Annotated in this window: 18 protein-coding genes; 5 read left to right on the top strand and 13 right to left on the bottom strand. The window is 73.8% G+C overall.

Annotated elements, in window-relative coordinates; translation table 11 throughout:
• Positions 1 to 111 precede the first annotated feature (111 nt).
• The 3 genes from AF1_RS18915 to AF1_RS18905 form a co-directional block, all read right to left on the bottom strand.
• Complete coding sequence (locus AF1_RS18915) at positions 112 to 1,410, bottom strand: ABC transporter substrate-binding protein (protein WP_067800647.1); 1,299 nt, start codon at positions 1,408 to 1,410, stop codon at positions 112 to 114.
• A gap of 71 nt (positions 1,411 to 1,481) precedes the next feature.
• Positions 1,482 to 2,711 carry an ABC transporter ATP-binding protein gene (locus AF1_RS18910; RefSeq protein WP_067800642.1) on the bottom strand — a complete coding sequence of 410 codons (1,230 nt, stop codon included), beginning with the start codon at positions 2,709 to 2,711 and terminating at the stop codon, positions 1,482 to 1,484.
• Positions 2,712 to 3,016: 305 nt separating this feature from the next.
• Complete coding sequence (locus AF1_RS18905; protein WP_242608779.1) at positions 3,017 to 4,126, bottom strand: M24 family metallopeptidase; 1,110 nt, start codon at positions 4,124 to 4,126, stop codon at positions 3,017 to 3,019.
• 97 nt (positions 4,127 to 4,223) lie between these two features.
• Between AF1_RS18905 and AF1_RS18900 the strand changes: the two genes are divergently transcribed.
• Entirely contained in the window at positions 4,224 to 5,144 is a 921-nt protein-coding gene (locus tag AF1_RS18900) for a 5'-3' exonuclease (RefSeq protein ID WP_067800636.1), read from the top strand.
• A gap of 203 nt (positions 5,145 to 5,347) precedes the next feature.
• The gene (locus tag AF1_RS18895) at positions 5,348 to 6,073 is read left to right on the top strand and encodes a Crp/Fnr family transcriptional regulator (RefSeq protein WP_067800632.1); all 726 of its coding nucleotides are present in this window, start codon (positions 5,348 to 5,350) and stop codon (positions 6,071 to 6,073) included.
• Positions 6,074 to 6,154: 81 nt separating this feature from the next.
• On the opposite strand, the gene AF1_RS18890 is transcribed toward AF1_RS18895, so the two are convergent.
• From AF1_RS18890 to nirB, 4 genes are all read right to left on the bottom strand, one after another.
• Positions 6,155 to 6,340 carry a hypothetical protein gene (locus AF1_RS18890; RefSeq protein ID WP_067800625.1) on the bottom strand — a complete coding sequence of 62 codons (186 nt, stop codon included), beginning with the start codon at positions 6,338 to 6,340 and terminating at the stop codon, positions 6,155 to 6,157.
• Between the two features lie 149 nt (positions 6,341 to 6,489).
• The gene (locus AF1_RS18885) at positions 6,490 to 7,668 is read right to left on the bottom strand and encodes an amidohydrolase family protein (RefSeq protein ID WP_207394022.1); all 1,179 of its coding nucleotides are present in this window, start codon (positions 7,666 to 7,668) and stop codon (positions 6,490 to 6,492) included.
• Positions 7,669 to 7,862: 194 nt separating this feature from the next.
• Positions 7,863 to 9,317 carry an FAD-dependent oxidoreductase gene (locus AF1_RS18880; protein WP_067800619.1) on the bottom strand — a complete coding sequence of 485 codons (1,455 nt, stop codon included), beginning with the start codon at positions 9,315 to 9,317 and terminating at the stop codon, positions 7,863 to 7,865.
• Positions 9,314 to 11,821 carry a nitrite reductase large subunit NirB gene (nirB, locus tag AF1_RS18875; protein WP_067800617.1) on the bottom strand — a complete coding sequence of 836 codons (2,508 nt, stop codon included), beginning with the start codon at positions 11,819 to 11,821 and terminating at the stop codon, positions 9,314 to 9,316. Before nirB ends, AF1_RS18880 begins: the two co-directional genes overlap by 4 nt.
• A 318-nt stretch (positions 11,822 to 12,139) precedes the next feature.
• Here nirB and AF1_RS18870 point away from each other — a divergent pair, with 318 nt between their 5' ends.
• Positions 12,140 to 13,003, top strand: a complete 864-nt coding sequence (locus AF1_RS18870) for an NAD-dependent protein deacetylase (protein ID WP_242608778.1) — start codon at positions 12,140 to 12,142, stop codon at positions 13,001 to 13,003.
• Positions 13,004 to 13,079: 76 nt separating this feature from the next.
• Here the strand turns inward: AF1_RS18870 and AF1_RS18865 are convergent, their stop codons facing one another.
• On the bottom strand, positions 13,080 to 13,559 hold the full coding sequence (locus AF1_RS18865; protein WP_067800615.1) for a MarR family winged helix-turn-helix transcriptional regulator: 480 nt from the start codon (positions 13,557 to 13,559) through the stop codon (positions 13,080 to 13,082).
• 134 nt (positions 13,560 to 13,693) lie between these two features.
• Entirely contained in the window at positions 13,694 to 15,463 is a 1,770-nt protein-coding gene (locus AF1_RS18860) for a glycoside hydrolase family 15 protein (RefSeq protein ID WP_067800614.1), read from the bottom strand.
• A 122-nt stretch (positions 15,464 to 15,585) separates the two neighbouring features.
• Between AF1_RS18860 and AF1_RS18855 the strand changes: the two genes are divergently transcribed.
• Positions 15,586 to 16,251, top strand: a complete 666-nt coding sequence (locus AF1_RS18855) for an ArsR/SmtB family transcription factor (RefSeq protein WP_067800612.1) — start codon at positions 15,586 to 15,588, stop codon at positions 16,249 to 16,251.
• Positions 16,252 to 16,268: 17 nt separating this feature from the next.
• The gene (locus AF1_RS18850) at positions 16,269 to 17,006 is read left to right on the top strand and encodes an SRPBCC family protein (RefSeq protein WP_067800610.1); all 738 of its coding nucleotides are present in this window, start codon (positions 16,269 to 16,271) and stop codon (positions 17,004 to 17,006) included.
• Positions 17,007 to 17,014: 8 nt separating this feature from the next.
• On the opposite strand, the gene AF1_RS18845 is transcribed toward AF1_RS18850, so the two are convergent.
• The 4 genes from AF1_RS18845 to AF1_RS18830 form a co-directional block, all read right to left on the bottom strand.
• Positions 17,015 to 17,848, bottom strand: coding sequence for an ABC transporter permease (locus tag AF1_RS18845; RefSeq protein ID WP_067800608.1), 834 nt, complete (start codon positions 17,846 to 17,848; stop codon positions 17,015 to 17,017).
• Positions 17,845 to 18,825 (bottom strand): ABC transporter ATP-binding protein, encoded by a 981-nt coding sequence (locus tag AF1_RS18840; RefSeq protein ID WP_067800605.1) that lies wholly within the window; start codon positions 18,823 to 18,825, stop codon positions 17,845 to 17,847. Before AF1_RS18840 ends, AF1_RS18845 begins: the two co-directional genes overlap by 4 nt.
• 182 nt (positions 18,826 to 19,007) lie before the next feature.
• Complete coding sequence (locus tag AF1_RS18835) at positions 19,008 to 19,367, bottom strand: hypothetical protein (protein ID WP_067800603.1); 360 nt, start codon at positions 19,365 to 19,367, stop codon at positions 19,008 to 19,010.
• Between the two features lie 154 nt (positions 19,368 to 19,521).
• Positions 19,522 to 22,290, bottom strand: coding sequence for a DEAD/DEAH box helicase (locus AF1_RS18830; protein WP_067800600.1), 2,769 nt, complete (start codon positions 22,288 to 22,290; stop codon positions 19,522 to 19,524).
• Position 22,291 lies beyond the last annotated feature (1 nt).

Genomic DNA, 22,291 nt, shown 5'->3' with positions numbered 1-22,291 from the left:
GGCGCCGGAGCGGGCGGCCGGTACGTCGACGGCGGCGGCGCCGCCGGCCGTCGCGGCCGGCGGCACCTCCTCTTGCGGAGCCTTCATCCAGGGATCCCCTACTCGTACGCCCTACTTGTAGGCAGCGGCGGCCTCGGCCTCAAGCTTGGCCTGCGTGCCCTTGACGTCGGTCGGGTGCATCACGAACTGGCGCAGCGCCTCCCACTCGCCCTTGCCGGGCGTCGCACCGAACGCGGCGGGCGTCAGGTCCGACAGGTCGTAGCGGGCCGCGTCACCGGACTGCTGCAGCTGGCCGATCAGCTGCTTGGCGATCGGGTCGGAGTAGGCGTCCGGCGGGACGCTCTTGTTCGGTGTCAGGTAGCCGCCGAGCCCGGCCCAGACCTTGCCGGCCTCCGGGGAGGCGAGGAACTTCATCAGCTCCTGGGTGCCCTTGCCGTCCTTCAGGGCGACCGCGATGTCGCCGCCGAGGATCGCCGGGGCGGTGTCGCCGGCCTTCGGGAACGCGAACACCTTGGCGTCGGTGCCGACCTTGGCCTTGGTGGTGGCGATGTTCGCGGCGGCGAAGTCTCCGCCGTACACCATGGCGGCCTTCTGCTGGCCGAACGCCTGGGTGACCGACTCGTCGAACTTGGTCTTGGTCGCGGTCGCGACGCCGCCGTTCAGGAAGTCGCCCTTGCCCCAGATCTGGGCGAGGGTCTCCAGCGCCTTGCCGACCGTCGGGTCGGTCCACTTGATCTCGTGCTTGGCGAGCTTGTCGTAGCTCTCCGGGCCCGCCTGCGACAGGTAGACGTTCTCGAACCAGTCGGTCAGCGTCCAGGAGTCCTGCGGGCCGGCGGCGAGGGTGAGCGGGGTGGTGCCCGCGTCCTGCAGCGTGCCCGACGCCTTCACCAGGTCGGCCCACGTCGCGGGCGGCTGCACGCCCGCCTCGTCGAACGCCTGCGGCCGGTACCACAGGATCGACTTGTAGGCGGCCTTGACGATCACGCCGTAGGTCTTGCCGCCGGAGGAGCCGAGCTCCTTCCAGTACGGCGAGAAGTTCTGGCCGACCTGCGCGACGACGTCGTCACCGAGCGGCTTCAGCGAGCCCTTCTTCGCGTACTGCTCCATCAGGCCCGGCTGCGGCAGGATCGCCACGTCCGGCGGGTTGCCCGCCTCGATGCGCGGGCCGAGGTAGGCGTCGGTGTTCTCACCGGTGGAGGCGTAGTTGACCTTCGCTCCGGTCTTCTTCTCGAACGCCTGCAGCACCTTGCGGAAGTTGGTCTCCTCCGGGCCGGTCCACTTGGCCGCGACCTCGATCGTGGTGCCCTTCAGCGCTCCCCCGCCGGCGGACGCCGAGTCGTCGCCGTCATCGCCGCCGCCGCACGCGGCGGCCGAGGACAGAAGCAGTCCCGCCGCGACGGCGGCTCCCATCGCGCGTCTGCCATGGCCGGCGGAGCCGGGCGGGGGGGTGTGGGGGGTCCCCCCACGGGCAAAGCTGATCCTCATCCTTCATCCTCCCTGAGCGGGCCGGCGGCGTCCGAGCCCCAGATCGCCGCGCCGGACTCGATATCGAAGAAGTGCAGGCGGCCGGTCTCGACGCGGATCGTCACCGGGTCGCCCACCTTCACGCGGGTGCGCGGGCTGAACCGCGCGACCATGTCCGTGCGGGGGCTCTCCAGGCTCCCCAGCACGTCGGTCCCCGCGTCGCGTGCGAGTTCCCTGGTGTCCTCGGTGACGACCTGGGAGGCCTCGATCGCGAAGTGGACCAGCACGTCCGAGCCCATCGCCTCCACGAGGTCGGCGGTGGAGGTCAGCCCGGATCCCTCGGGCGTCTCCACGAGCTCGGAGTCCTCCATGTCCTCGGGGCGGATGCCGACGACGACGTCGCTTCCAAGGCGGGACGCCAGGGCCGGGCGCTCGGTCAGCACCTCGGCCGGCAGCGCCAGGGTCTGGCCGCCGATCTCCAGCCGCGGGTTCTCCGCGTCCCCGGACAGCGTGCCGTGGATCAGGTTCATGGCCGGCGAGCCGATGAAGCCGGCGACGAACAGGTTCGCCGGCCGGTCGTAGAGTTCCTGCGGCGGAGCGACCTGCTGCAGTTCGCCCTTCTTCATCACCGCGACCCGGTCGCCGAGCGTCATCGCCTCGGTCTGGTCGTGGGTGACGTAGATCGTGGTGACGCCGAGGTCGCGCTGGATGCGGGCGATCTCGGCGCGCATCTGGACGCGGAGCTTGGCGTCGAGGTTGGACAGCGGCTCGTCCATCAGGAACGCCTGCGGCTCGCGGACGATCGCGCGGCCCATCGCGACACGCTGGCGCTGCCCGCCCGACAGGTTGCGGGGCTTGCGGGACAGGTGGTCGGTGAGGCCGAGGATCTCCGCGGCCCGGTCGACCTTCTTGCGGATCTCGGCCTTCGGCATCTTGCGCAGCGACAGCCCGAAACCGATGTTGTCGCGCACCGACAGGTGCGGGTAGAGGGCGTAGCTCTGGAACACCATCGCGACGTCGCGGTCACGGGCGGGGACGCGGTTGACGACCCGGCCGCCGATCGTGACCTCGCCCTCGGAGATGTCCTCCAGCCCGGCGACCATGCGCAGCGCGGTCGTCTTGCCGCAGCCCGAGGGGCCGACCAGGACGAGGAACTCCCCGTCGGCGATGTGGAGGGTCAGGTCGGTCACGGCCCGTGTGCCGTCGGGATAGACCTTCCCGACGCTGGTCAGGTCGACCTCTGCCACGGCATCTCCTCTTCTTCACGGCACGTCTCCGCCGGGGTACGGGCTCCCTCCGGGCATGGTCGGACCCTCCGTCATGCGGAAGAAACCGGCCTACCCCCGCGTAACTATGCATCTAGGTGGTACATGGCCGTCCGCACGCTTGCAATACGCACCGTGCGCGCTGACACATTTAGTGCAGAGATCGTTACAGAGCCGTTTCTCCCCTAATTTGTGCTGTCCGAAATGACGTGAGGGCGTGGACGGAAATCCGTCCACGCCCTGCGCGCCGCCATTCCCGGCGGCCGATCCATATAGTCGGTCCGGGGTTACTCCACGATCACCAGGCCGCGCTCGGTGACGTTCATCGGCTCGTAGCCGTCCTCGGTGCACACGACGATGTCCTCGATGCGGGCGCCGTGCGGACCGGGATAGATGCCCGGCTCGATGGAGAAGGCCATCCCCGGCTCCAGCGGCTCGAGGTTGCCCTCGACGATGTAGGGCTCCTCGTGGGACTCCAGCCCGATGCCGTGGCCGGTGCGGTGGAAGAAGTGCTCACCGTACCCGGCGGCGGCGATGACGCCGCGTCCGGCCGCGTCCACCGCCTCGGGCGTCACTCCCGGCCGGATGGCTTCGCAGGACGCCCGGTGCGCCTCCTCCAGCACCGTGTAGTAGGCGCGGTACTCGGCGGGCGGCTCGCCCACGCAGTAGTTGCGGGTCGAGTCCGAGCAGTAGCCGCTCTGCATCGTCCCGCCGATGTCGACCACCACCGGCTCCCCGGGCCTGATCACGCGGTCGGACAGCTCGGCGTGCGGGTTCGCGCCGTTCGGGCCGGAACCGACGATGACGAAGTCGACCCGGACGTGGCCCTCGGCGAGGATCGCCTCGGCGATGTCGCGGCCGACCTCCCGCTCGGTGCGCCCCGCCTTGAGGAAGTCCGGGACGCGGCGGTGCACCCGGTCGATCGCCGCGCCGGCCTCGCGCAGCGCGGCGACCTCGGCGGCGGACTTGCGCATCCGCAGCTCGCGCAGCACCGCCCCGGCCGCGACCTGCTCGGCGCCCGGCAGCGCGGCACGGAACCGCAGCGCCATCACCGCCCACATCTGGTCCGCGACGCCCACCTTCGCGATGCCGCCCGGCAGCCGGGCGGCGGTCAGCGCGAACGGGTCGTCGGTCTCGTCCCACGGCACCAGCTCCACGCCGAGCGACCCGGCCGGCGACTCCTGCGCGGCGGGCAGCTCCAGCCGCGGGACGACCAGGAACGGCTCCCCGTCCGCCGGCACCGCCAGGCAGGTGAGCCGCTCCAGCTGCTTCGCGTCGTAGCCGGTGACGTAGCGCAGGTCCGGGCCCGGCGTCAGCAGCACCGCCCCGAGCCCCGCCTTGGCCGCCGCCTCCCGAACACGTCCGACGCGCTCCCGCGGATACAACTCCGTTGTCACACCCGTCTCCATTCTTCGGTCCTGTCTGATGACCGCTACCAGCATCGCAGGAGCGGCACGGCCCCGCGACGTCGGACCCGCGTGGGAGCATGTGCGCATGAGCGGGTTGATGCTGCTGGACACGCCGTCGCTGTACTTCCGCGCCTTCTACGGGGTGCCCGAGTCGGTGACCGCCCCCGGCGGGACGCCGGTGAACGCCGTGCGCGGGCTCATCGACATGATCGCCCGGCTCGTCCAGGACCGGGCGCCGGAGCGGCTGGTCTGCTGTATGGACGCCGACTGGCGGCCCGCGTTCCGGGTGGCGGCGCTGCCGTCCTACAAGGCGCACCGGGTGGCCGAGGACGGCGGCGACCAGACCCCGGACGCGCTGGAGGCGCAGCTCCCGGTCATCGACGCGGTGCTGGACGCGTTCGGACTGGCACGGGCGGGCGTCCCCGGCTACGAGGCCGACGACGTGATCGGGACGCTCGCGGTGCGGGGCGGGGCGCAGGGGCCGGTCGACATCGTGACCGGCGACCGGGACCTGTTCCAGCTCGTCGACGACCGCGGCCCCGTCGCCGTCCTCTACACGGCGCGGGGCGTGCGGAACCTGCAGGTGATGGGCGAGAAGGAGGTCGCGGCCAAGTACGGCATCCCCGGCCGCGGTTACGCCGACTACGCGACGCTGCGCGGCGACCCGAGCGACGGGCTGCCCGGCGTGCCCGGCGTCGGCGACAAGACGGCCGCCGCGCTGGTCACCCGGTTCGGGTCGGTCGACGGCATCCTCGCGGCGCTGGACGCCGGCACCGGCGAGGGGTTCCCGGCGGGCGCACGCCGCCGGCTGGAGGCCGCGCGCGGCTACCTGGCCGCCGCCGAGACGGTGGTGCGGGTGGTCACCGACATCGGCGCGCCGGAGCTGGCGACGCTGGACGACCGGCTGCCCGCCGGGCCGCGCGACGGCGAGGCGCTGGCCGAATTGGCCGATCGCTGGAATCTCGGCGGCCCGGTGAACCGTCTGCTGAACGCTCTTTCTCGCTGACGCGGCTTTTTCGCTGCAATTTTCGCCAAAAGTGTCATAAGACGCAGACAGCGCGTCCCTCCGCGGGCAGCATCCGAATCGGTGACGGGTTCTCATGGGCGCATGCAGGCGACCGGTACCCGCGGCACTGGGCCTCACTGCCCCACTCCCCCCATCTGCCGCGGGTGCCGGTTCACCCGATCGCGCACCGGAACGGACGTGCCGTGAGCGAGCGGAGCACATCGCGCGGCGGCCTCGCCGCCCGCCCCGGCCGCGGATTCTGGGACGCGCTGGACGACCGGGAGCGCGCGGCGCTCCGGCAGGCCGGCCGGTCGCGGACCTACCGGCCGGGAACGCCCCTGTGCTACCAGGGCGACGACTCCGACCACATCATCGTCATCGAGTCGGGCTGGGCCAAGGTCGTGTCGTCCAGCGCGTACGGGCACCGGGTGGTGCTCGCCGTGCGCGGTCCCGGCGACCTGGTCTGCGAGAGCGCGGTGCTCGGGCGGCGGGAGCGGTCGGCGACCGTGCAGGCGCTCGACCAGGTCCGGGCGCTGGTCGTGCCGGCGGCACGGTTCACCGCGTTCCTGGACGCCCATCCCGGCGTGTGGATGCTGGTCAGCGGCACGTTCGTGCGGCGGCTCGACGACGCGGGCCGCCGGCTGCAGGCGCACGCGTCGGCGCAGGGCCCGCAGCGGCTGGCGCTCCTGCTGGCGGAACTCGCCGAACTGTCGGCCCGGCACGTCCCGCCGGGGCCGGACGGCGAGATCCCGATCGGGCCCCCGCTGTCGCAGGAGGAGCTCGGCAGTTGGATGGACGCCTCGCGGGAGACGGTCGCGCGAGCCCTCGCCGTGCTGCGCGACGAGGGCCTGGTCCGCACCGGCCGGCGGAAGATCACCGTGGTGGATCCGCCCGGGCTGCGGGCGTTCGCGCAGGACGGCGGCGGCTGAACCGGCCAGCGCCTTTACATTGTAGATTCCAATCGGCCCGGGTGCTCCGTTCCGCGCGCCCGGTGGTGCCCGGCGCGTTCCTCAGCGGCGGCGGCCGGAGCGGCGGGGCCGCCAGGCCGTGGACGCACCGACGCCGGCGAAGTGCAGCGCGATGAGCAGCAGGCCGAGGACGGTCAGCGTCCCGTTGTTGATCGCGTCCGAGGACACGTCGGCCAGGTCGAACAGCAGGGCAAGGGCGAAGACGATCGCGGCGGCGATCGCGAGCATGGCGGCCTCCGGAGGGGGTGGGGCCCAGGGCGGGCCTCGGCTGCCTACCGGATGTCCGCGTGCCCGCCAGGCAAACCGGATCCGGTTTTCGGTCGGACCGAATCCCGGCCAGGCTACGGTCACCCGCGGTCACCCGCGGTCACCCGCGGTCACCCGCCCAGGGCGGCGCGGGCCTCCTCGGCCATCCGGACGACCTCGCGGCGCACCTGGGGGCGTTCGGTGAGCCGCTCGGTGAACGGGATCCGGACGGGGTGCTCGACACCGCCGTCGCTGACGGCGAACTCGATGCCGCCGGCGTCCAGGCCGGTCATCCGCGCCGCGGTCGCGCCGGGCCGGCCGCCCAGCGCGCGGCAGATCGTGAGGCAGTCGGCGGCGTGGTCGTCGTTCATGTGCCGCGTGATCTGCCGCACGACGTCCTCGGTGAACGGGCCGGGGCCGGTCATGGAGCGATCCTTTCCGCCGGGTGAGAGCTGCAAGGACAGGCCCTTGTAGACGCGGAGGGCGTTGCCGCCGAGGACGAGGCCGAGGGTCTCCTCGTCCAGGCCGAGGGCGGCGATGGCGCGGGCGTTGCGGGCGATGCCGGGGACACCGGGCCAGTCGGTGCCGAAGATGAACGTGCGGGCGAGGCGGCGCAGGTCGTGCCGGGCGTAGTACTCGGGGAGCCGGTGCGGCGGCAGGCCGGACAGCTCGATCCACACCTCCTCGCGGGAGAGCGCGAGGAACGCGGCGGCGTCGTACCACCAGCCGCGGCCGCCGTGCGCGAGGACGAACGTCAGGCCCGGGAACAGCCGCAGGACGTCGTCGATGGGCGTGGGGTCGGCGTACCGGTTGGCCGAGCCGGGGAACGAGCTCGTCCCGCAGTGCACGACGACGGGGACGCCGGCGTCACGGCACACCTGGTAGGCCGGATACAGGTCGGGGTCGGCGACGCTGAACCCGCCGTGCACGGGGTGCAGTTTCAGGGCGGCGGCGCCGAACTCCAGCTGCCGGGCGACCTCGGCGTCGATCGGGTAGTGCAGGTGCGGGTTGACGTTGGCGATCGGCTTGAAGCGGCGGGGGTTGTGCTTGAGGAGCGGCTGGAGGTCCTCGATGGGCTGCGTGCCGGTCGTCTTCGGGCTGTACTCGCAGAGCAGCAGGGCGATGTCGACGCCCTCGTCCTCGAAGTAGGCGTCGACCTTCTCGGGGACGAGGGCACCGTCGGCGTCGTAGAGGTCCTGCCAGGGGTGGGACGAGCCGAACTCCTCGGCCCACCGCCGCCATGCGGGGGGCAGGGTCGGCAGCCGGGCGGTGTGCACGTGCGCGTCGATGAGCGGACGTCCGTCGATCATGAGCGCCTCCCGCGTCGAGGCCGGGTTCCGCGTGAGTCCGGCGGCGTGCCGCCGGCACGGCCATGCGGCGGAGCCTACCCGCCGTTCCCCGCGGTCCCGGCGGCCGGGGCGCTCACGGTCGTGGCGGCCAGGACGCCGGCGATGGGGCCGGGGAGCCGGATCGCGCACGACCCGAACAGCCCCGTCCGGGTGTTTCAGGCGACGCCGGCGGCGTCCTGGCCGGCCAGCCAGGCCACGATGCCCTCGACGGTCTCGCGGCAGCCGCCGCAGCCGGTACCCGCGCGGGTCTCGCGCGCGACGTCGCCGGCGGCGCGGGCCCCGGCCCGCCAGCAGGCCAGGATCCGCCCCTTGCTGACGTTGTTGCAGTGGCAGACGGTGGCGGCGTCCGGCATCCGCACCGGTGACCCGGCCTCGGCGGCGCCGCCCGCGCGGGGGAACAGCAGGCCGAGTCGTTCGGCGGGCAGCGGCGCGGCACGGTCGTAGAGCCGGGTGAGCGTCCCGGCCGCCGAGGTCTCGCCGAGCAGGATCGCGCCGATCAGCCGCCCGTCCCGGATCACCGCCTTCTTGTAGGTGCCGCGCGCGGCGTCGGTGAACCGGACGACCTCCACGTCGTCGTCATCATCGCCGAAGTGCGTCTCCCCCATCGAGGCCAGCTCGATCCCGGCGGCCTTGAGGCGGGTGATCCGCCGGGCGCCGGTGAAGCGCGCCGCGGGTTCGGTGCCGGAGAGCAGCCCGGCGAGCACCTCCGCCTGCTCCCAGGCGGGAGCGACCAGCCCGTACACCTCGTCGCGGTGCTCGGAGCACTCGCCGATGGCGCGGACGGACGGGTCGGTGACCGACCGCAGCTCGTCGTCCACGATCACGGCGCGGCCGATCGCCAGGCCCGCGTCCCTGGCGAGCCTCACCTCGGGCCGCACACCGCAGGACAGGATGACCAGGTCGGCGCCGACGACCTCCGTGCCGCCCCCCGGCAGGGCCAGCTCGACCCCGGTGACGGCACCGCCGGCGGTGCGCAGGCCGGCGACGTCCGCCTGGAGCCGCGTCGCGATGCCGAGCGCCGCGAGCGTGCGGGCGAGGACCCTCCCGGCGGCGGGGTCGAGCTGGCGTTCCATGAGGTGGCCGGCCAGGTGCAGGACGGTCACGTCCAGGCCGCGGCCCTGCAGCCCGCGTGCGGCCTCGATGCCGAGCAGGCCGCCGCCGACGACGGCCGCGCGGCGCGCCGGCCCGGCCAGCTCGGTGATGCGGCGGCAGTCGTCCAGGGTGCGGAACACCAGCGCGCCCTCGGGCGTCCCGCCGCGCAGGCCCGGCAGCGGCGGGATGAACGCGGTGCTGCCCGTCGCCAGGACGAGCGTCCCGTACGGGGTGACGGTCCCGTCGGAGGCGTGGACGGTCCTCGCGGCGCGGTCGATGCGAGTGACCTCGACGCCGAGGCGGGCGTCCACGCGGTGCGAGGCGTACCAGGCGGCGTCGACCAGGCCGATGCGGTCGGGCCGCGTCACCCCGGCGAGGACGTCCGGCAGCAGCACCCGGTTGTAGGGGCGCTCGGCCTCCGCGCCGAACACCGTCACGGGGGTCGCGGCGTCGCGGGCGCGCAGCTCGCCGACGAACCGCGAGCCCGCCATGCCGTTCCCGACGACCACCACGGTCATCGTCCCACCTCCGCGGGAAGGGGCCGGATCTGCTCCCGCTCGACCTCGAAGGCGATGCTCGGATCCGGGGCGCGCGGCGCGTTGACGAAGGAGACGAACCGGCGGAGCCGCTCGGGATCGTCGAGGGTGTCGCGCCATTCGTCGGAGTAGGACGCGACGTGCCGTGCCATGGCGGCGTCGAGGTCGGCGCAGATGCCGAGCCGGTCGTCCACGATGACCTCGCGGAGGTGGTCCAGGCCGCCGTCGAGGGACTCCAGCCAGCTCGCGGTGCGCTGCAGCCGGTCGGCGGTGCGGATGTAGAACATCAGGAACCGGTCGATGCAGGTGATCAGCTGATCGTCGGTGAGGCCGGTGGCGAACAGATCGGCGTGCCGGGGCCGCATGCCGCCGTTGCCCGCGAGGTAGAGGTTCCAGCCGTTCTCGGTGGCGATGACGCCGAAGTCCTTGCTCTGCGCCTCGGCGCACTCGCGGGCGCAGCCGGACACCGCCGACTTCAGCTTGTGCGGGGCGCGCAGCCCCCGGTAGCGCAGCTCCAGGCGGATCGCCATGGCGGTCGAGTCCCGGACGCCGTAGCGGCACCAGGTGGACCCGACGCACGACTTCACCGTCCGCAGCGCCTTGCCGTAGGCGTGGCCGGACTCGAATCCGGCGTCCACGAGCCGCCGCCAGATGTCGGGGAGCTGCTCGACGCGGGCGCCGAGCAGGTCGATGCGCTGCCCGCCGGTGATCTTGGTGTAGAGGCCGAAGTCGCGGGCGACCTCGCCGATCACGATGAGTCCGCCGGGGGTGATCTCGCCGCCGGGGACGCGCGGGACGACCGAGTAGGTGCCGTTCTTCTGCAGGTTGGCGAGGAAGTGGTCGTTGGTGTCCTGCAGCGCGGCCTGCTCGCCCTCCAGGATGTGGCCGTTGCCGAGGCTCGCCAGGATGGAGGCGACGGCGGGTCTGCAGATGTCGCAGCCCCGGCCCGTCCCGTGCTCTTCGATGAGCCGGGTGAAGCCGGTGATCTCCCCGGTCCGGACGATGTCGAACAGCTCGGCGCGGCTGTAGGCGAAGTGCTCGCAGAGGGCCGTGCCGACCTCGATGCCGGAGGCGGCCAGCTCCGCGTCCAGGATCCGTTTCACCAGGGGGACGCAGCTGCCGCAGCTCGTCCCGGCCCCGGTGCGGTCCTTCACGGCGGGGACGTCGGTGAGAGAGTGCTCGGCGATGGCGCGGCGGACGCCTTCGGCGGTGACGTTGTTGCAGGAGCAGATGACCGCCGCGCCGGGCAGGTCGCCGTCCGCCGTCTCGGTTCCGCCGAACAGCAGCCGCTCGGGCGCGGCGGGCAGGGCGGCTCCGACGCGGGCGCGGAGCGTGCCGTAGGACTCGGCGTCGCCGACGAGGACACCGCCGAGGAGGGTCCGGGCGTCGTCGCTGACGACGAGCTTTTTGTAGACGCCGGCGACGGGATCGGTGTAGGTGACGCCGAGCGCGCCCCGGCCGGCGTCGGCGAACGGGTCGCCGAAGCTGGCGACGTCCACGCCCATGAGCTTGAGCCTGGCCGACATGTCGGCGCCTTCGAACACGGCCGTGCCGGACAGGAGCCGGTCGGCGACGACCTCGGCCATCGAAAAGCACGGCCCGGCCAGCCCGTGGACCGTGCCGCCGGCCAGGGCGCACTCGCCGATCGCCCAGATGGCGGGGTCCTCGGTGCGGCACGTCCCGTCCACGACGATGCCGCCGCGTTCGCCCACGGGCAGGCCGCAGCCGCGGGCCAGTTCGTCGCGCGGCCGGATGCCGGCGGAGAACACCACGACCTCGGCGTCGATCACCGTGCCGTCGTCGAGCGCGATCCGCCGGACGGCTCCGTCGCCGCCGGCCTCCAGGGCGCGCACCGGGACGCCGGCGTGAACGGCCAGGCCGAGACCTTCGATGTGGCGGCGCAGCATCGCGCCGCCCCCTTCGTCCAGCTGGCGCGGCATCAGCCACGGCGCGACCTCCACGACCCCGCCGCGCAGGCCGAGGCCCTGCAGGGCGCGGGCCGCCTCCAGGCCGAGCAGGCCGCCGCCGATGACCGCCCCGCTCGCCCGGCCCCGCGCGTACGCGCGGATCGCGTCGAGGTCGTCGATGGTGCGGTAGACGAACACGCCCGGCAGGTCCGCGCCCTCGACGGGCGGCACGAACGGGGACGACCCGGTGGCGAGGACGAGCGCGTCGTAGCCGACGGCGCGTCCGGCCGAGGTGGTGACCGTGCGGGCCGCGCGGTCGATCCCGGTGACGCGCTCGCCGGTGCGGACGGTGACCTCGCCGCCGTGCGCCGGGTAGGCGAGGTCGGCGCCCTCCAGGTGCGTCGTCAGCGCCACCCGGTCGTAGGCGGTCCGGGATTCCTCCCCGATGACGGTGATCGTCCAGGCCCCGGCGGCGTCGCGCTCGCGCAGGGCCTCCACGAGGCGGTGCGCGGCCGGTCCGTGCCCGGCCACGACCAGCCGCCTGTCCGGTCTGCTGCCGGGTCTGCTGTCGGCTCCCATGAGCCCCGATGCTCGGACGCCCGTGTTTCCCGGGGGCGTCCCGGATGTCACCCGCGCGTTAACTGGACCTCACTCGGGCCCTGCGCCCGGGGCGGGGCGCGGACTTTGTGGCGTCGTGCGCAGATTCGTTTCCTTTCGGACGGCGGTGAGGGACACCCGGGGGAAGAGGAAACATCAAGCGTCTTGGCGGTTCCGGCCGCGGGCCGGGAGGCGGCCTGGTCCTCGCCCTCGCGGGGCTGCTCCTCACCGCGCGCGGCCGCCCCGGGGGGGCATCGGGGGCTGCGTTCTTCACGCGTTCCGGTCGTGCACCATGGAGGGGTGACGCGGGTTGCGGAGAACACGGCGGGGACGGGGATCGGGGCGGCGGAGCTGCGGGCTCTGGCCGGGCTGGTCGCGGACGGCGACGTGGTGGTGCTGAGCGGCGCGGGCCTGTCCACCGAGTCGGGCATCCCGGATTACCGCGGCGAGACCGGACGCCGGCGGCGGGCGGAGCCGATGACCTACCAGACGTTCACCGGCAGTGAGGCGGCGCGGCGCCGGTACTGGGCGCGCGGCCATCTGGGGTGGCGGCACATCGCGCGCGCCCGCCCGAACGCCGGGCACCGGGCCGTGGCGGAGCTGCAGCGGCGCGGCCTGCTCGCGGGGATCATCACGCAGAACGTCGACGGGCTGCAGCAGGCGGCCGGCGCGGACGGCGTGATCGAGCTGCATGGCGCGCTCGACCGGGTGGTGTGCCTGGCGTGCGGCGACCGGACGCCGCGCGGGCGGCTGGAGGCGCGGCTGCGCGCCGCGAACCCCGGCTGGGAGGCCCGCGCCGACACGATCAACCCGGACGGCGACGCCGTGCTGCCCGGCGAGGTGATCGAGGCGTTCCGGATCGTGGGCTGCGAGCGGTGCGGCGGCCCGCTCAAGCCCGATGTGATCTTCTTCGGCGAGAACGTGCCGCCGGCCCGTGTCCGGGACTGCTACGCCCTCACCGAGGACGCGGGCGCGCTGCTGGTGCTCGGGTCGTCGCTGACGGTGCTGTCGGGGTACCGGTTCGTCCGGCACGCGGCCCGGCACGGCGTGCCGGTGGCGATCGTCAACCGGGGCGCGACGCGCGGCGACGAGCACGCCCTGGTCACGCTGGACGCGCCGCTCGGCGCGACGCTCACCGCCCTGCTCGACGAGCTCGGCCGGTAGGGGCTCGACGAGCCGGGCGGGCGGGCAGGGTGCGTCGCCGGGCCGCGGGCCCGGGCGGCCTCGGTCCGCGGTGGGGTCAGGTCCAGCCGAGCTGGGCGACGGTGGTGACCGGGGGTTCGCCGCCGGCCTCGGTGAAGGCGTGCAGCGCGGCGACGAGGGCGTGCCGCTGGCCTGCCGGCATCCGGGAGACGACCTCGGCGATCTCGGCGCGGCGGCGGGCGGTGACGCCGTCGACGACGCGGCGCCCGGCGGCGGTGACCTGGATGCGGACCTCGCGGCCGCTGTCCGGGCTGGCCCCACGGCGCACGAGCCCGGCGGCGGCCAGCCGGTCCACCATCCGCAGCGCGGTGGAGGGGTTGACCTCCAGCAGCCCGGCGAGCGTGACGAGCTTGGACGGCCCCTGCGAGGACAGCACGACGAGCAGCCGGAACTGCGGCAGCGTGACGGCGCCCTCGACCGCGGCGAGCGACCGCGCCGAGATCGCCACCAGCAGCCGGGACGCGGTCAGCAGCGCCGAGGTGACCTCGTCGACGCCGGCGTCCTCGTCCTCGCTCATGGCAACTTTCTACAATGCCGGGCTTGGCGTGTGCCAATACGGCCCGGAGCGTTCCGGTCGGTCATCGGTCCCGGTCTTCGGGAGCAGTTCGGCGAGGTGACGGGGGCGGGCGCCGCCGGGGCCCGGCACCGCGTTCAGCCGGCGAGGCGGCTGGCGGTCTCCAGCAGGAGGGCGTGGACGAACGCCTGCGGGATGTTGCCGCGCAGTTGGCGCTGCTTGACGTCGTACTCCTCGGCGAACAGGCCGCTGGTCGCGGCCCCCGACCGGGTCCGCTCGAAGGTGCCGAGGGCGCGGGCGGTCTCGCCCTGCCGGTGCTCGGCGAGGGCGAGGAAGAAGCCGCACAGGGTGAAGGCGCCCTCGGCGACGCCGAGCGGCTCGCCGCCGACCCGGTACCGGTAGACGAAGCCCTCCTCGACCAGGTCGGCGCGGACGGCCCGCAGCGTCGCGGCGGTGCGGGGATCGCCGGCGGGCAGCGCGCCGCGCAGCGGCGGAATGAGCAGGGCGGCGTCGACGCGGTCGTCGTCGGTGGCGCGTTTCCAGCGGCCGCCGGGGCCGAGCGCGGTGCGGCCGGTCTCGGCGAGGACGGCGTCGGCGAGGGAGTTCCAGGCGGCGGTCTCGGCGGGACCGGCGAGGACGCGGGCGGCCCGCCGCAGCCCCGCGACGCACATCAGCCGCGAGTGCGTCCAGAGCCGGTCCTCGGTCTCCCAGATGCCGGCGCCCGGCTCGCTCCAGCGCCGGCCGATGACGTCGGCGGCGACGCGGGCGGCCTTGCGGATGTCGGGGTCGGCGCGGTCGTGTTCGGCGGCGACGGCGAGCAGCAGCAGCGACTCGCCTAGAGCGTCGAGCTGCCACTGCCCCCTCGCCCGGTTGCCGGTGACGGCGGTGCCGCCGGGGTAGCCGGGCAGGCCGCTGTCCCGCTGCCGCGGCACCGGCCCGCCGGTGACGGTGTAGGCGGGGCGGAGCCGGTCGCCGTCCGCGAGGATGCGGGCGGCGGCGAACCCGGCGGCGGTGCGCAGCAGGTGCGGGGGGCCGCCGTGCGCGGCGACGGCGTGGCCGGCGAATGCCTGGTCGCGGAGCCAGGCGTAGCGGTAGTCGAAGTTGCGGCCCCGGTCGGAGCGCTCGGGCAGCGCGGTGGTGGCCGCGGCGGCCATGCCGCCGGCCTGGCTGGTCAGGCCGGTCAGCACCGAGTAGGCGAGGCGGGCGTCGCGCGGGGCGATGGTGTCGCCGCAGGACGGCACGGCCCGGCGCCAGTCGCGTTCGGTGGCGTCCCAGAGCGCGTCCGGGTCCAGGTCCGCCGGGGGCTGCGCGGGGGCGCCGCCGTCGAGTTCCAGAACGAGGTCGCGGGACTCCCCCTCGGCGAGGTCGAAGGTGACGGCGAGGGCGGCGCCGCCGCCCGGTCCTTCGCGGACGAGCGCCTCGTCGGCGCCGCGCCAGCGGATCCGGGTGCCGCCGCTGCGGGCCGTCCAGTCCGGGTCGTGGTGGTGCAGGTTCCGCATCCGCGGGCCGCCGGCGCGGACGTCCAGCAGGACGCGCACGCGAGCGCCGCCGCGCACCGCCCGGCACCGGCGCAGGATCACCGCGCGGTCGCGGCGGGCGGGGCGGGCGAGCGCCTCGCGGCATTCGACGATGGAGCCCGCGCCGGTCACCCACCGGCTGCGCCAGATGAGGCCGCGGTCCTCGTAGTAGCCGCCCCAGACGAACCGCTCGCAGTCGGGCTGGAGGAGGTAGCCGCCGGGCCCGCCGAGCAGGCTCGCGAACACCGGCGCGGAGTCCCAGTGCGGGAAGCACATCCACGCGTACTCGCCGTGCGGGCCGACGAGGACGCCGCGTTCACCGTCGGCGATGAGGGCGTAGTCGCGCAGGGCCTTCGGGAGGCAGGCGTGGGTTCCGGGGTCGTTCACCATGCCCGTCCACTACCCGGGAGGCGGCCGATGACCCGGGCCGATCCGCCGGCCGCCGGCCCACCGGCCCACCGACCAAAAAACCTGTCTTGACAATTCGATTTGTCGGTGGCCATGATGGACGCATGCTGGACGTGACGGTGATCGAGGACCCGGAGGCCGCGGCCGCCTCCCTTGACCCCATGCGGGCGCGGCTGCTGGCCGAGCTGGGCGAGCCGATGTCGGCGGCCGCGCTGGCGGCGCGGGTCGGGCTGCCCCGGCAGAAGGTCAACTACCACCTGCGGACACTGGAGCGGCACGGCCTGGTCGAGCTGGTCGGCGAGCGCCGCAAGGGCAACATGACCGAGCGGCTGATGCGGGCCACGGCGGCGTCCTACGTCATCTCCCCGCTGGCGCTGGCGACGCTGCAGCCCGACCCGGAGCGGCACCGCGACGCGCTGTCGGCGCGGTGGCTGCTGGCGATCGCGGCGCGGCTGGTCCGCGACGTGGGCGCCCTGATCAACGGGGCGGCGCGGGCGGGCCGGCCGCTGGCGACCTACGCGCTGGACGGGGAGGTCCGGTTCGCCTCGGCGGCGGACCGGGCGGCGTTCATCGAGGAGCTGACCGCCGGGGTCGGCGCGCTCGTCCGCAAATACCACGACGGATCGGCGGCGGGCGGCCGCGCGCACCGCGTCGTCATCGCCGTCCATCCCGCGCTGAAGACCGGATCACCGGACAGCGCATCACCGGGCGGCGGGCCCGGGGCACCGGCGGGGGAACGGCCAGGCGCCGCCGGGCGGATCGAAGCCTGAAAGGCGAGGAGGGCATCATGGGCAGGGAATTTGAGATCGTCCGCGAGTACGAGGTCGACGCGTCCCCGCAGCAGGTGTGGGAGGCGATCACCACGGGCACGGCCGGGTGGCTGTGGCCGCTGGAGTACGAGCCGCGCGAGGGCGGCTCGGCCGGAGCCGGCGGGGCCGTCACCACCTGGGATCCGCCGCACCGGCTGACCAGCCGTGAGGAGGACCTGGACGGCATCCACGGGCTCCCGCAGACACTCAACCGGCTCGACACGCTGATCGAGCCGCGCGAGGGCGGGCGGGCCTGGGTCCGCTACGTGCACAGCGGCATCTTCACCGGCGACTGGGACGACCAGTACGACGGCGCGAGCAAGCACACCGACTTCTACCTGCACACGCTGCGGCAGTACCTGCTGCACTTCCCCGGGCGGCGGGCGACGCACTCCGACGTCCAGGGCCCGGAGGCGTCGATGCGGAAGGGCTCGTTCGCGGCGGCCACCCGGGCGCTCGCCCTCGGCGGCGCCGCCGAGGGCGACACGGTGCGGGTGGACCTGCCGGGCACGGGCCCGGTGGACGCGGTGCTCGACTACCGCACCGAGCACTTCGTCGGGCTGCGCACCGGCGACGCGATGTACCGGTTCTTCGGCCGGGACGCGTGGGGCGGCCCGGTCGGGATCGCGCTGCACCGGTTCGCGCCGGACGCCGCCGCCTCGCGCGAGCAGGCGCAGAAGGCGTGGCAGGACTGGCTGAACGCCCTCTACACCTGACCGGGTGCTCAGGCGTCCCTGCGGTTGAGCAGGAACGCGGCGAGGGCGAGCAGCGCGAACGTCCAGAGCGCGAAGACGCCGTACCCCTGCCAGGGGGTGAGCAGGTCGTCCTGGCCCTGGTGGGCCTTGGCGATCAGGGTGCCCGCCTCGGACGGCAGGTAGGCGTGGACGTGTTCGCCGATGCTGCCGGGCAGCAGCGCGGCGAGCGGCGCCAGCACGAGGACGAACCCGATCACGCCGGTGATGCCGCCGGCGGTGTGCCGGACGATCGCGCCGATGGCGAGCGCGAACAGGCCGAGCATCGCCAGGTAGAGGCCGCCGCCGATGACGGCGCGCAGCACGCCCTCGTCGCCGAGCGAGACCTCCATCCTGTCCCCGATGATCGCCGCGCCGACGAAGAACGACACGAACGACACCGCGACGCCGAGGACCAGGACGACCAGCGCGAACACCAGGGCCTTGGCCCACAGCATCGGCAGCCGCCGCGGGACCGCGAGCAGGCTGGCCCGGATCATCCCGGTGGAGTACTCCGAGGCGATCACCAGCACGCCGAGGACGCAGATGGTGAGCTGGCCGAGGAAGAACCCGCTGCCGAGGATGAAGCTGACCGGGTCGGCGGCGATCCGGGCGCGGTCGCCGGGGTCGGTCTTGTCCCACTGCGCCATGGTGAGGCCGACGAACAGCGCGGTGAAGCCGATGTCGAGGACGATGAGCAGGATCAGCGACCACAGCGTGGACCGGACCGTGCGGATCTTCGTCCATTCGGCGAGCATCACCCGCCCGAAGCCGGGCCGGTCGTAGCCGGCCGGGCCCGTGGCGGGCTTGGCGGTGGCCGTGGTCATCGGGGCTCCCCCTCCTCACTCGGGACAATCCCGGGCACCGCGCCGGGAGCAGGGCCGGGAGCGGGGACGGCTCCGGCGGCGGCGCCGTACTCGACGCTCTCACGGGTCAGTTCCATGAACGCCGTCTCCAGGGAGCCGCGGGTCGGGGTGAGCTCGTGCAGGACGATCCCCTCGGCGGCGGCGAGCTCCCCGACGCGGGGCGCCTCCATGTTGGTCACGGTGAGCAGCCCGTCGTCGCCCGGGGCGGCCTTGCCGCCCTCGGCGGCGACGATGTCGGCGAGCCGCGCGGCGTCCGGGCTGCGCACCGTCACGGTCTTCTCGGTGCTGCGCTCGATGAACTCCTCGGTGGAGCAGTCGGCGATCAGCCGGCCGCGGCCGATGACGATGAGGTGCTCGGCGGTGACGGCCATCTCGTTCATCAGATGGCTGGAGACGAACACGGTCCGCCCCTCGGCGGCGAGCCGCTGCATGAGGGTGCGGACCCACACGATGCCCTCGGGGTCCAGCCCGTTGACGGGCTCGTCCAGGACCAGCACGGACGGGTCGCCGAGCAGCGCGGCGGCGATGCCGAGCCGCTGCCCCATGCCGAGGGAGAACCCGCCGGCGCGTTTGCGGGCGGCGCCGGCGAGCCCGACGAGCTCGACGACCTCCTCGACGCGTTTCCGGCCGATGCCCTGCGTCTGCGCCAGGCACAGCAGATGGTTGTAGGCGCTGCGGCCGGTGTGCACGGCCCGCGCCTCCAGCAGCGCCCCGACGACGCGCAGCGGCGCGTTCAGGTCGCGGTAGTGGCGGCCGTGGATGCGGGCGTCGCCGCGGTCGGGCCGGTCGAGGCCGAGCAGCAGCCGCATGGTGGTCGACTTCCCCGCGCCGTTCGGGCCGAGGAACCCGGTCACCCGGCCGGGCACGACCGTGAACGACAGGTCGTCCACGGCGGTCTTGTCGCCGTAGCGCTTGGTGAGGTTCTCCGCCTCGATCATTCGCACTTCCCGGGCTGGTTCGGCGGCAGGTCCGTGATCGTGATCACACTAGCGCGCCCGGTGCCCCGCCCGGATCCTCCTGGACGCCGATCCGCCTACGACCAAAGTAGGGCGGCGGCGCCCGGTCCGGACACGCCGGGGCGCCCTCCCCGGCGGGAGGGCGCCCCTCGGCACGGTGCGGGTCAGGCGGCGGCGACGCCGTCGGCGGCGTTGATGTCCGTGTGGAACCGCTTGTGGACGTAGAGCCTCTCGCCGAGGGTCTCGCAGTACCACCACAGGCCGCTGGGCGACCCGATGCGGGTACTGCGGGGCAGTTCGCGCAGCACCTCGGTGACCGGGGTCATGCGCAGCCGCCCGGACCGGCACACGAGGATGCGGCGGTCGGTGACCACGATGACGCGGTAGACGTTGGCGAAAAGGGTGAGCCAGAAGAACAGGGCGAGGTACGGGTCGGTCGGCTGGGCGCTGAACACCGCCTGGATGTTCTCGCCCGGCTGCAGGACATGGGCCGCGTTGGCGCGCATCTTGTCACGGATGGCCACGGTCGGGGCCTTTCTCGTGTTCCACGGATGGACCCGGCTTCCCCCGGCGGGTCATCGGACGTCCAGATTGTGACATCGGACACGCCGGCTCGGGATGGTTTCTTCTGGTTTGGCCTGATCAGGTCTGCGCCGTGTACCACCCGCGTGACGGCGGCTAGGCCACCGACGAGTACGCGACGACGCCGCGGCGCATGGCGTCCATCGCGCGGCGCGCGGTCTTGCGGACGTGGCTGTTGTCCGGGGAGGCGTCGGCGACCTGCCCGAGCAGGTCGAGGAGCTGCTTGACGGCGCGGACGAAGTCACCGGCGGTCAGGTCGCTCTCCAGCAGCACCTCGTCGAGGTCGTCGCCCTTCGCCCACCGGTAGGCGGTCCACGCGAACCCCAGGTCGGGTTCACGCAGGAACGAGACGCGGTTGTCGCGCTCGACGGCGTCCAGTTCGCCCCACAGCCGCACCATGGCGGCGAGGGCGTCCTGCGCGGGCCCGGCCGGGGTACGGGGCGGGGCGGCGTCGTCGGGCTGCCGCGACTCGTACACCAGCGCCGACACGCACGCGGCCAGCTCGGCGTGGCCGAGCTTCTCCCACAGCCCGGCGCGCAGGCTCTCGGCGGTGAGCAGATCCAGCTCGTTGTAGATGCGGCCGAGGCGGCGGCCCTCGGCGGTGACGGAGTCGCCGTCGAGGTAACCGAGCTGCTGCAGCACCGCGCACACCCGGTCGAAGGTGCGGGCGATCACCTGGGAGCGGCCCTCGACACGGCGGCGCAGCTGCTCGGTCTCCCGCTCCAGCCGGTGGTACCGCTCGGCCCAGCGGGCGTGGTCCTCGCGCTGGTCGCAGCCGTGCACGGGGTGGCGGCGCAGCTCGGCGCGCAGCCGGGTGATCTCCGCGTCGTCGGTGGCGGCGGAGTCGCCGCGCGCGCGGCGCCGCTCGCGGACGTCGTCCGGCACACGGCCCCGCAGGGTGGCGGCGAGGTCGCGGCGGTCCTGCGGGTTGCGGGGGCTGAACGACTTGGGGATGCGGATGCGGTCGACGGGGTCGACGGCGCGGGGGAAGTCCTGGATCGACAGCCGCTGCACCGACCGGTTCACGGTCAGCACGAGCGGCGCCGGCCCGTCCGAGCGGCGCCCCACGCCCGGGTCGAGGACGACCGCGAGACCCGACCGCCGCCCCGACGGCACGATGATCACATCGCCGGGCCGCAGATGCTCCAGCGACCTCGCCGCCTCGGCACGCCGCGCCGAGGACCGTTCCCGCGACAGCTCCGCCTCCCGGTCCGACAGCCGCCGCCGCATCGCCGCGTACTCCATGAAGTCGCCGAGATGGCATTCGGCGGCCTTGGCGTACCCCTCCAGGGCCTCCTCGTTGCGGTGGACCTGCCGGGCCAGGCCGACCACGGCCCGGTCGGCCTGGAACTGCGCGAACGACTCCTCCAGCAGCGTGCGCGCCCGCTCGTTCCCGACGGCGCCCACCAGGTTGACGGCCATGTTGTACGACGGCCGGAAGCTGGAGTTCAGCGGGTAGGTGCGGGTGCCGGCGAGCCCGGCGACCGACGCCGGGTCCACGTTCGGGCCCCACACCACGACGGCGTGGCCCTCCACGTCGATGCCGCGCCGCCCGGCCCGCCCGGTCAGCTGCGTGTACTCACCGGGCGTCAGGTCGACGTGGGCCTCGCCGTTCCACTTGTCGAGCTTCTCGATCACCACGGTGCGGGCGGGCATGTTGATGCCGAGCGCGAGCGTCTCCGTCGCGAACACCGCCTTGATCAGCCCGCGGGTGAACAGCTCCTCGACGACCTCCTTGAACGTCGGCAGCATCCCCGCGTGGTGGGCGGCGACGCCGCGTTCCAGCGCGGCGAGGAAATCGCCGTAGCCGAGGACGCGCAGGTCATCCTCGGCGATGTCGGCGGTGCGCAGCTCGGCGTGCGCACGGATCTCCTCGGCCTCCTCCTTGGAGGTCAGCCGGATCCCGGCGTGCAGGCACTGCAGGACGGCGGTGTCGCAGCCGGCGCGGGAGAAGATGAACGTGATCGCCGGGAGCAGCCCGGCACGTTCCAGCCGCTCGATCACCTCCGGCCGCGGCGGGGGCCGGAACCGCTGCGGGCGCGGCGCCCGCCGCCGCCCGGTGCGCCGCCCCTGGTTGACCTTGGCGCGCCGGACCTCCTCCACCGCCATCCGGGTGAGCTGCGGGTTCAGCCGGGCCTGCCGGTCCTTGCCCTTGCCGGTGTCGACGAACAGGTCGTACAGGCGGGTGCCGACGAGCATGTGCTGGAACAGCGGGACGGGACGGTGCTCGTCCACGATCACGGCGGTGTCGCCGCGGACGGCCTGCAGCCACTCGCCGAACTCCTCGGCGTTGCTGACGGTCGCCGACAGCGCCACGATCCGCACCGAGTCGGGGACGTGGATGATCACCTCTTCCCATACGGCGCCGCGGAACCGGTCGGCGAGGTAATGCACCTCGTCCATCACCACGAACGCGAGCCCCGCGAGGGTCTGCGACCCCGCGTACAGCATGTTCCGCAGCACCTCGGTCGTCATCACGACGATCGGCGCCTCACCGTTGACGCTGTTGTCGCCGGTGAGCAGCCCCACCTTCTGCGGCCCGTACCGGCGGACGAGGTCGGCGTACTTCTGGTTCGACAGCGCCTTGATCGGCGTGGTGTAGAAGCACTTGCCGCCGCCGAGGAGCGCGAGGTGGACGGCGAACTCCCCCACCACCGTCTTCCCGGATCCGGTGGGCGCGGCGACCAGGACGCCGCTGCCGCCCTCCAGCGCCTGGCACGCCGCAAGCTGGAACGGGTCCAGCTCGAAGTCGTACAGGGTGCGGAAGTCCAGCAGGGCCGGGCCGTGCCCCGCGGTGCGCCTGCGATAGGCGGCGTACCGCTGCGCCGGGGTCTGCTCGGCCGACGTGGTGTCGGGGGAGGTCATA

Origin of the sequence: Actinomadura formosensis NBRC 14204 (assembly GCF_001552155.1) — a bacterium.
In the GTDB taxonomy this organism is placed as follows: Bacteria; Actinomycetota; Actinomycetes; order Streptosporangiales; family Streptosporangiaceae; genus Spirillospora; species Spirillospora formosensis.
Note: the sequence above shows the minus strand (reverse complement) of the source record. Positions and strands in the feature narration are given on the sequence as shown.

Bases quoted from the DNA above. Each gene is read 5' to 3' on its own strand.
- AF1_RS18915 (WP_067800647.1), bottom strand. From the start codon at position 1,410: ATGGGAGCCGCCGTCGCGGCGGGACTGCTTCTGTCCTCGGCCGCCGCG.
- AF1_RS18900 (WP_067800636.1), top strand. From the start codon at position 4,224: ATGAGCGGGTTGATGCTGCTGGACACGCCGTCGCTGTACTTCCGCGCC.
- AF1_RS18890 (WP_067800625.1), bottom strand. From the start codon at position 6,340: ATGCTCGCGATCGCCGCCGCGATCGTCTTCGCCCTTGCCCTGCTGTTC.
- AF1_RS18885 (WP_207394022.1), bottom strand. From the start codon at position 7,668: ATGATCGACGGACGTCCGCTCATCGACGCGCACGTGCACACCGCCCGG.
- AF1_RS18880 (WP_067800619.1), bottom strand. From the start codon at position 9,317: ATGACCGTGGTGGTCGTCGGGAACGGCATGGCGGGCTCGCGGTTCGTC.
- nirB (WP_067800617.1), bottom strand. From the start codon at position 11,821: ATGGGAGCCGACAGCAGACCCGGCAGCAGACCGGACAGGCGGCTGGTC.
- AF1_RS18865 (WP_067800615.1), bottom strand. From the start codon at position 13,559: ATGAGCGAGGACGAGGACGCCGGCGTCGACGAGGTCACCTCGGCGCTG.
- AF1_RS18860 (WP_067800614.1), bottom strand. From the start codon at position 15,463: ATGGTGAACGACCCCGGAACCCACGCCTGCCTCCCGAAGGCCCTGCGC.
- AF1_RS18855 (WP_067800612.1), top strand. From the start codon at position 15,586: ATGCTGGACGTGACGGTGATCGAGGACCCGGAGGCCGCGGCCGCCTCC.
- AF1_RS18850 (WP_067800610.1), top strand. From the start codon at position 16,269: ATGGGCAGGGAATTTGAGATCGTCCGCGAGTACGAGGTCGACGCGTCC.
- AF1_RS18845 (WP_067800608.1), bottom strand. From the start codon at position 17,848: ATGACCACGGCCACCGCCAAGCCCGCCACGGGCCCGGCCGGCTACGAC.
- AF1_RS18840 (WP_067800605.1), bottom strand. From the start codon at position 18,825: ATGATCGAGGCGGAGAACCTCACCAAGCGCTACGGCGACAAGACCGCC.
- AF1_RS18830 (WP_067800600.1), bottom strand. From the start codon at position 22,290: ATGACCTCCCCCGACACCACGTCGGCCGAGCAGACCCCGGCGCAGCGG.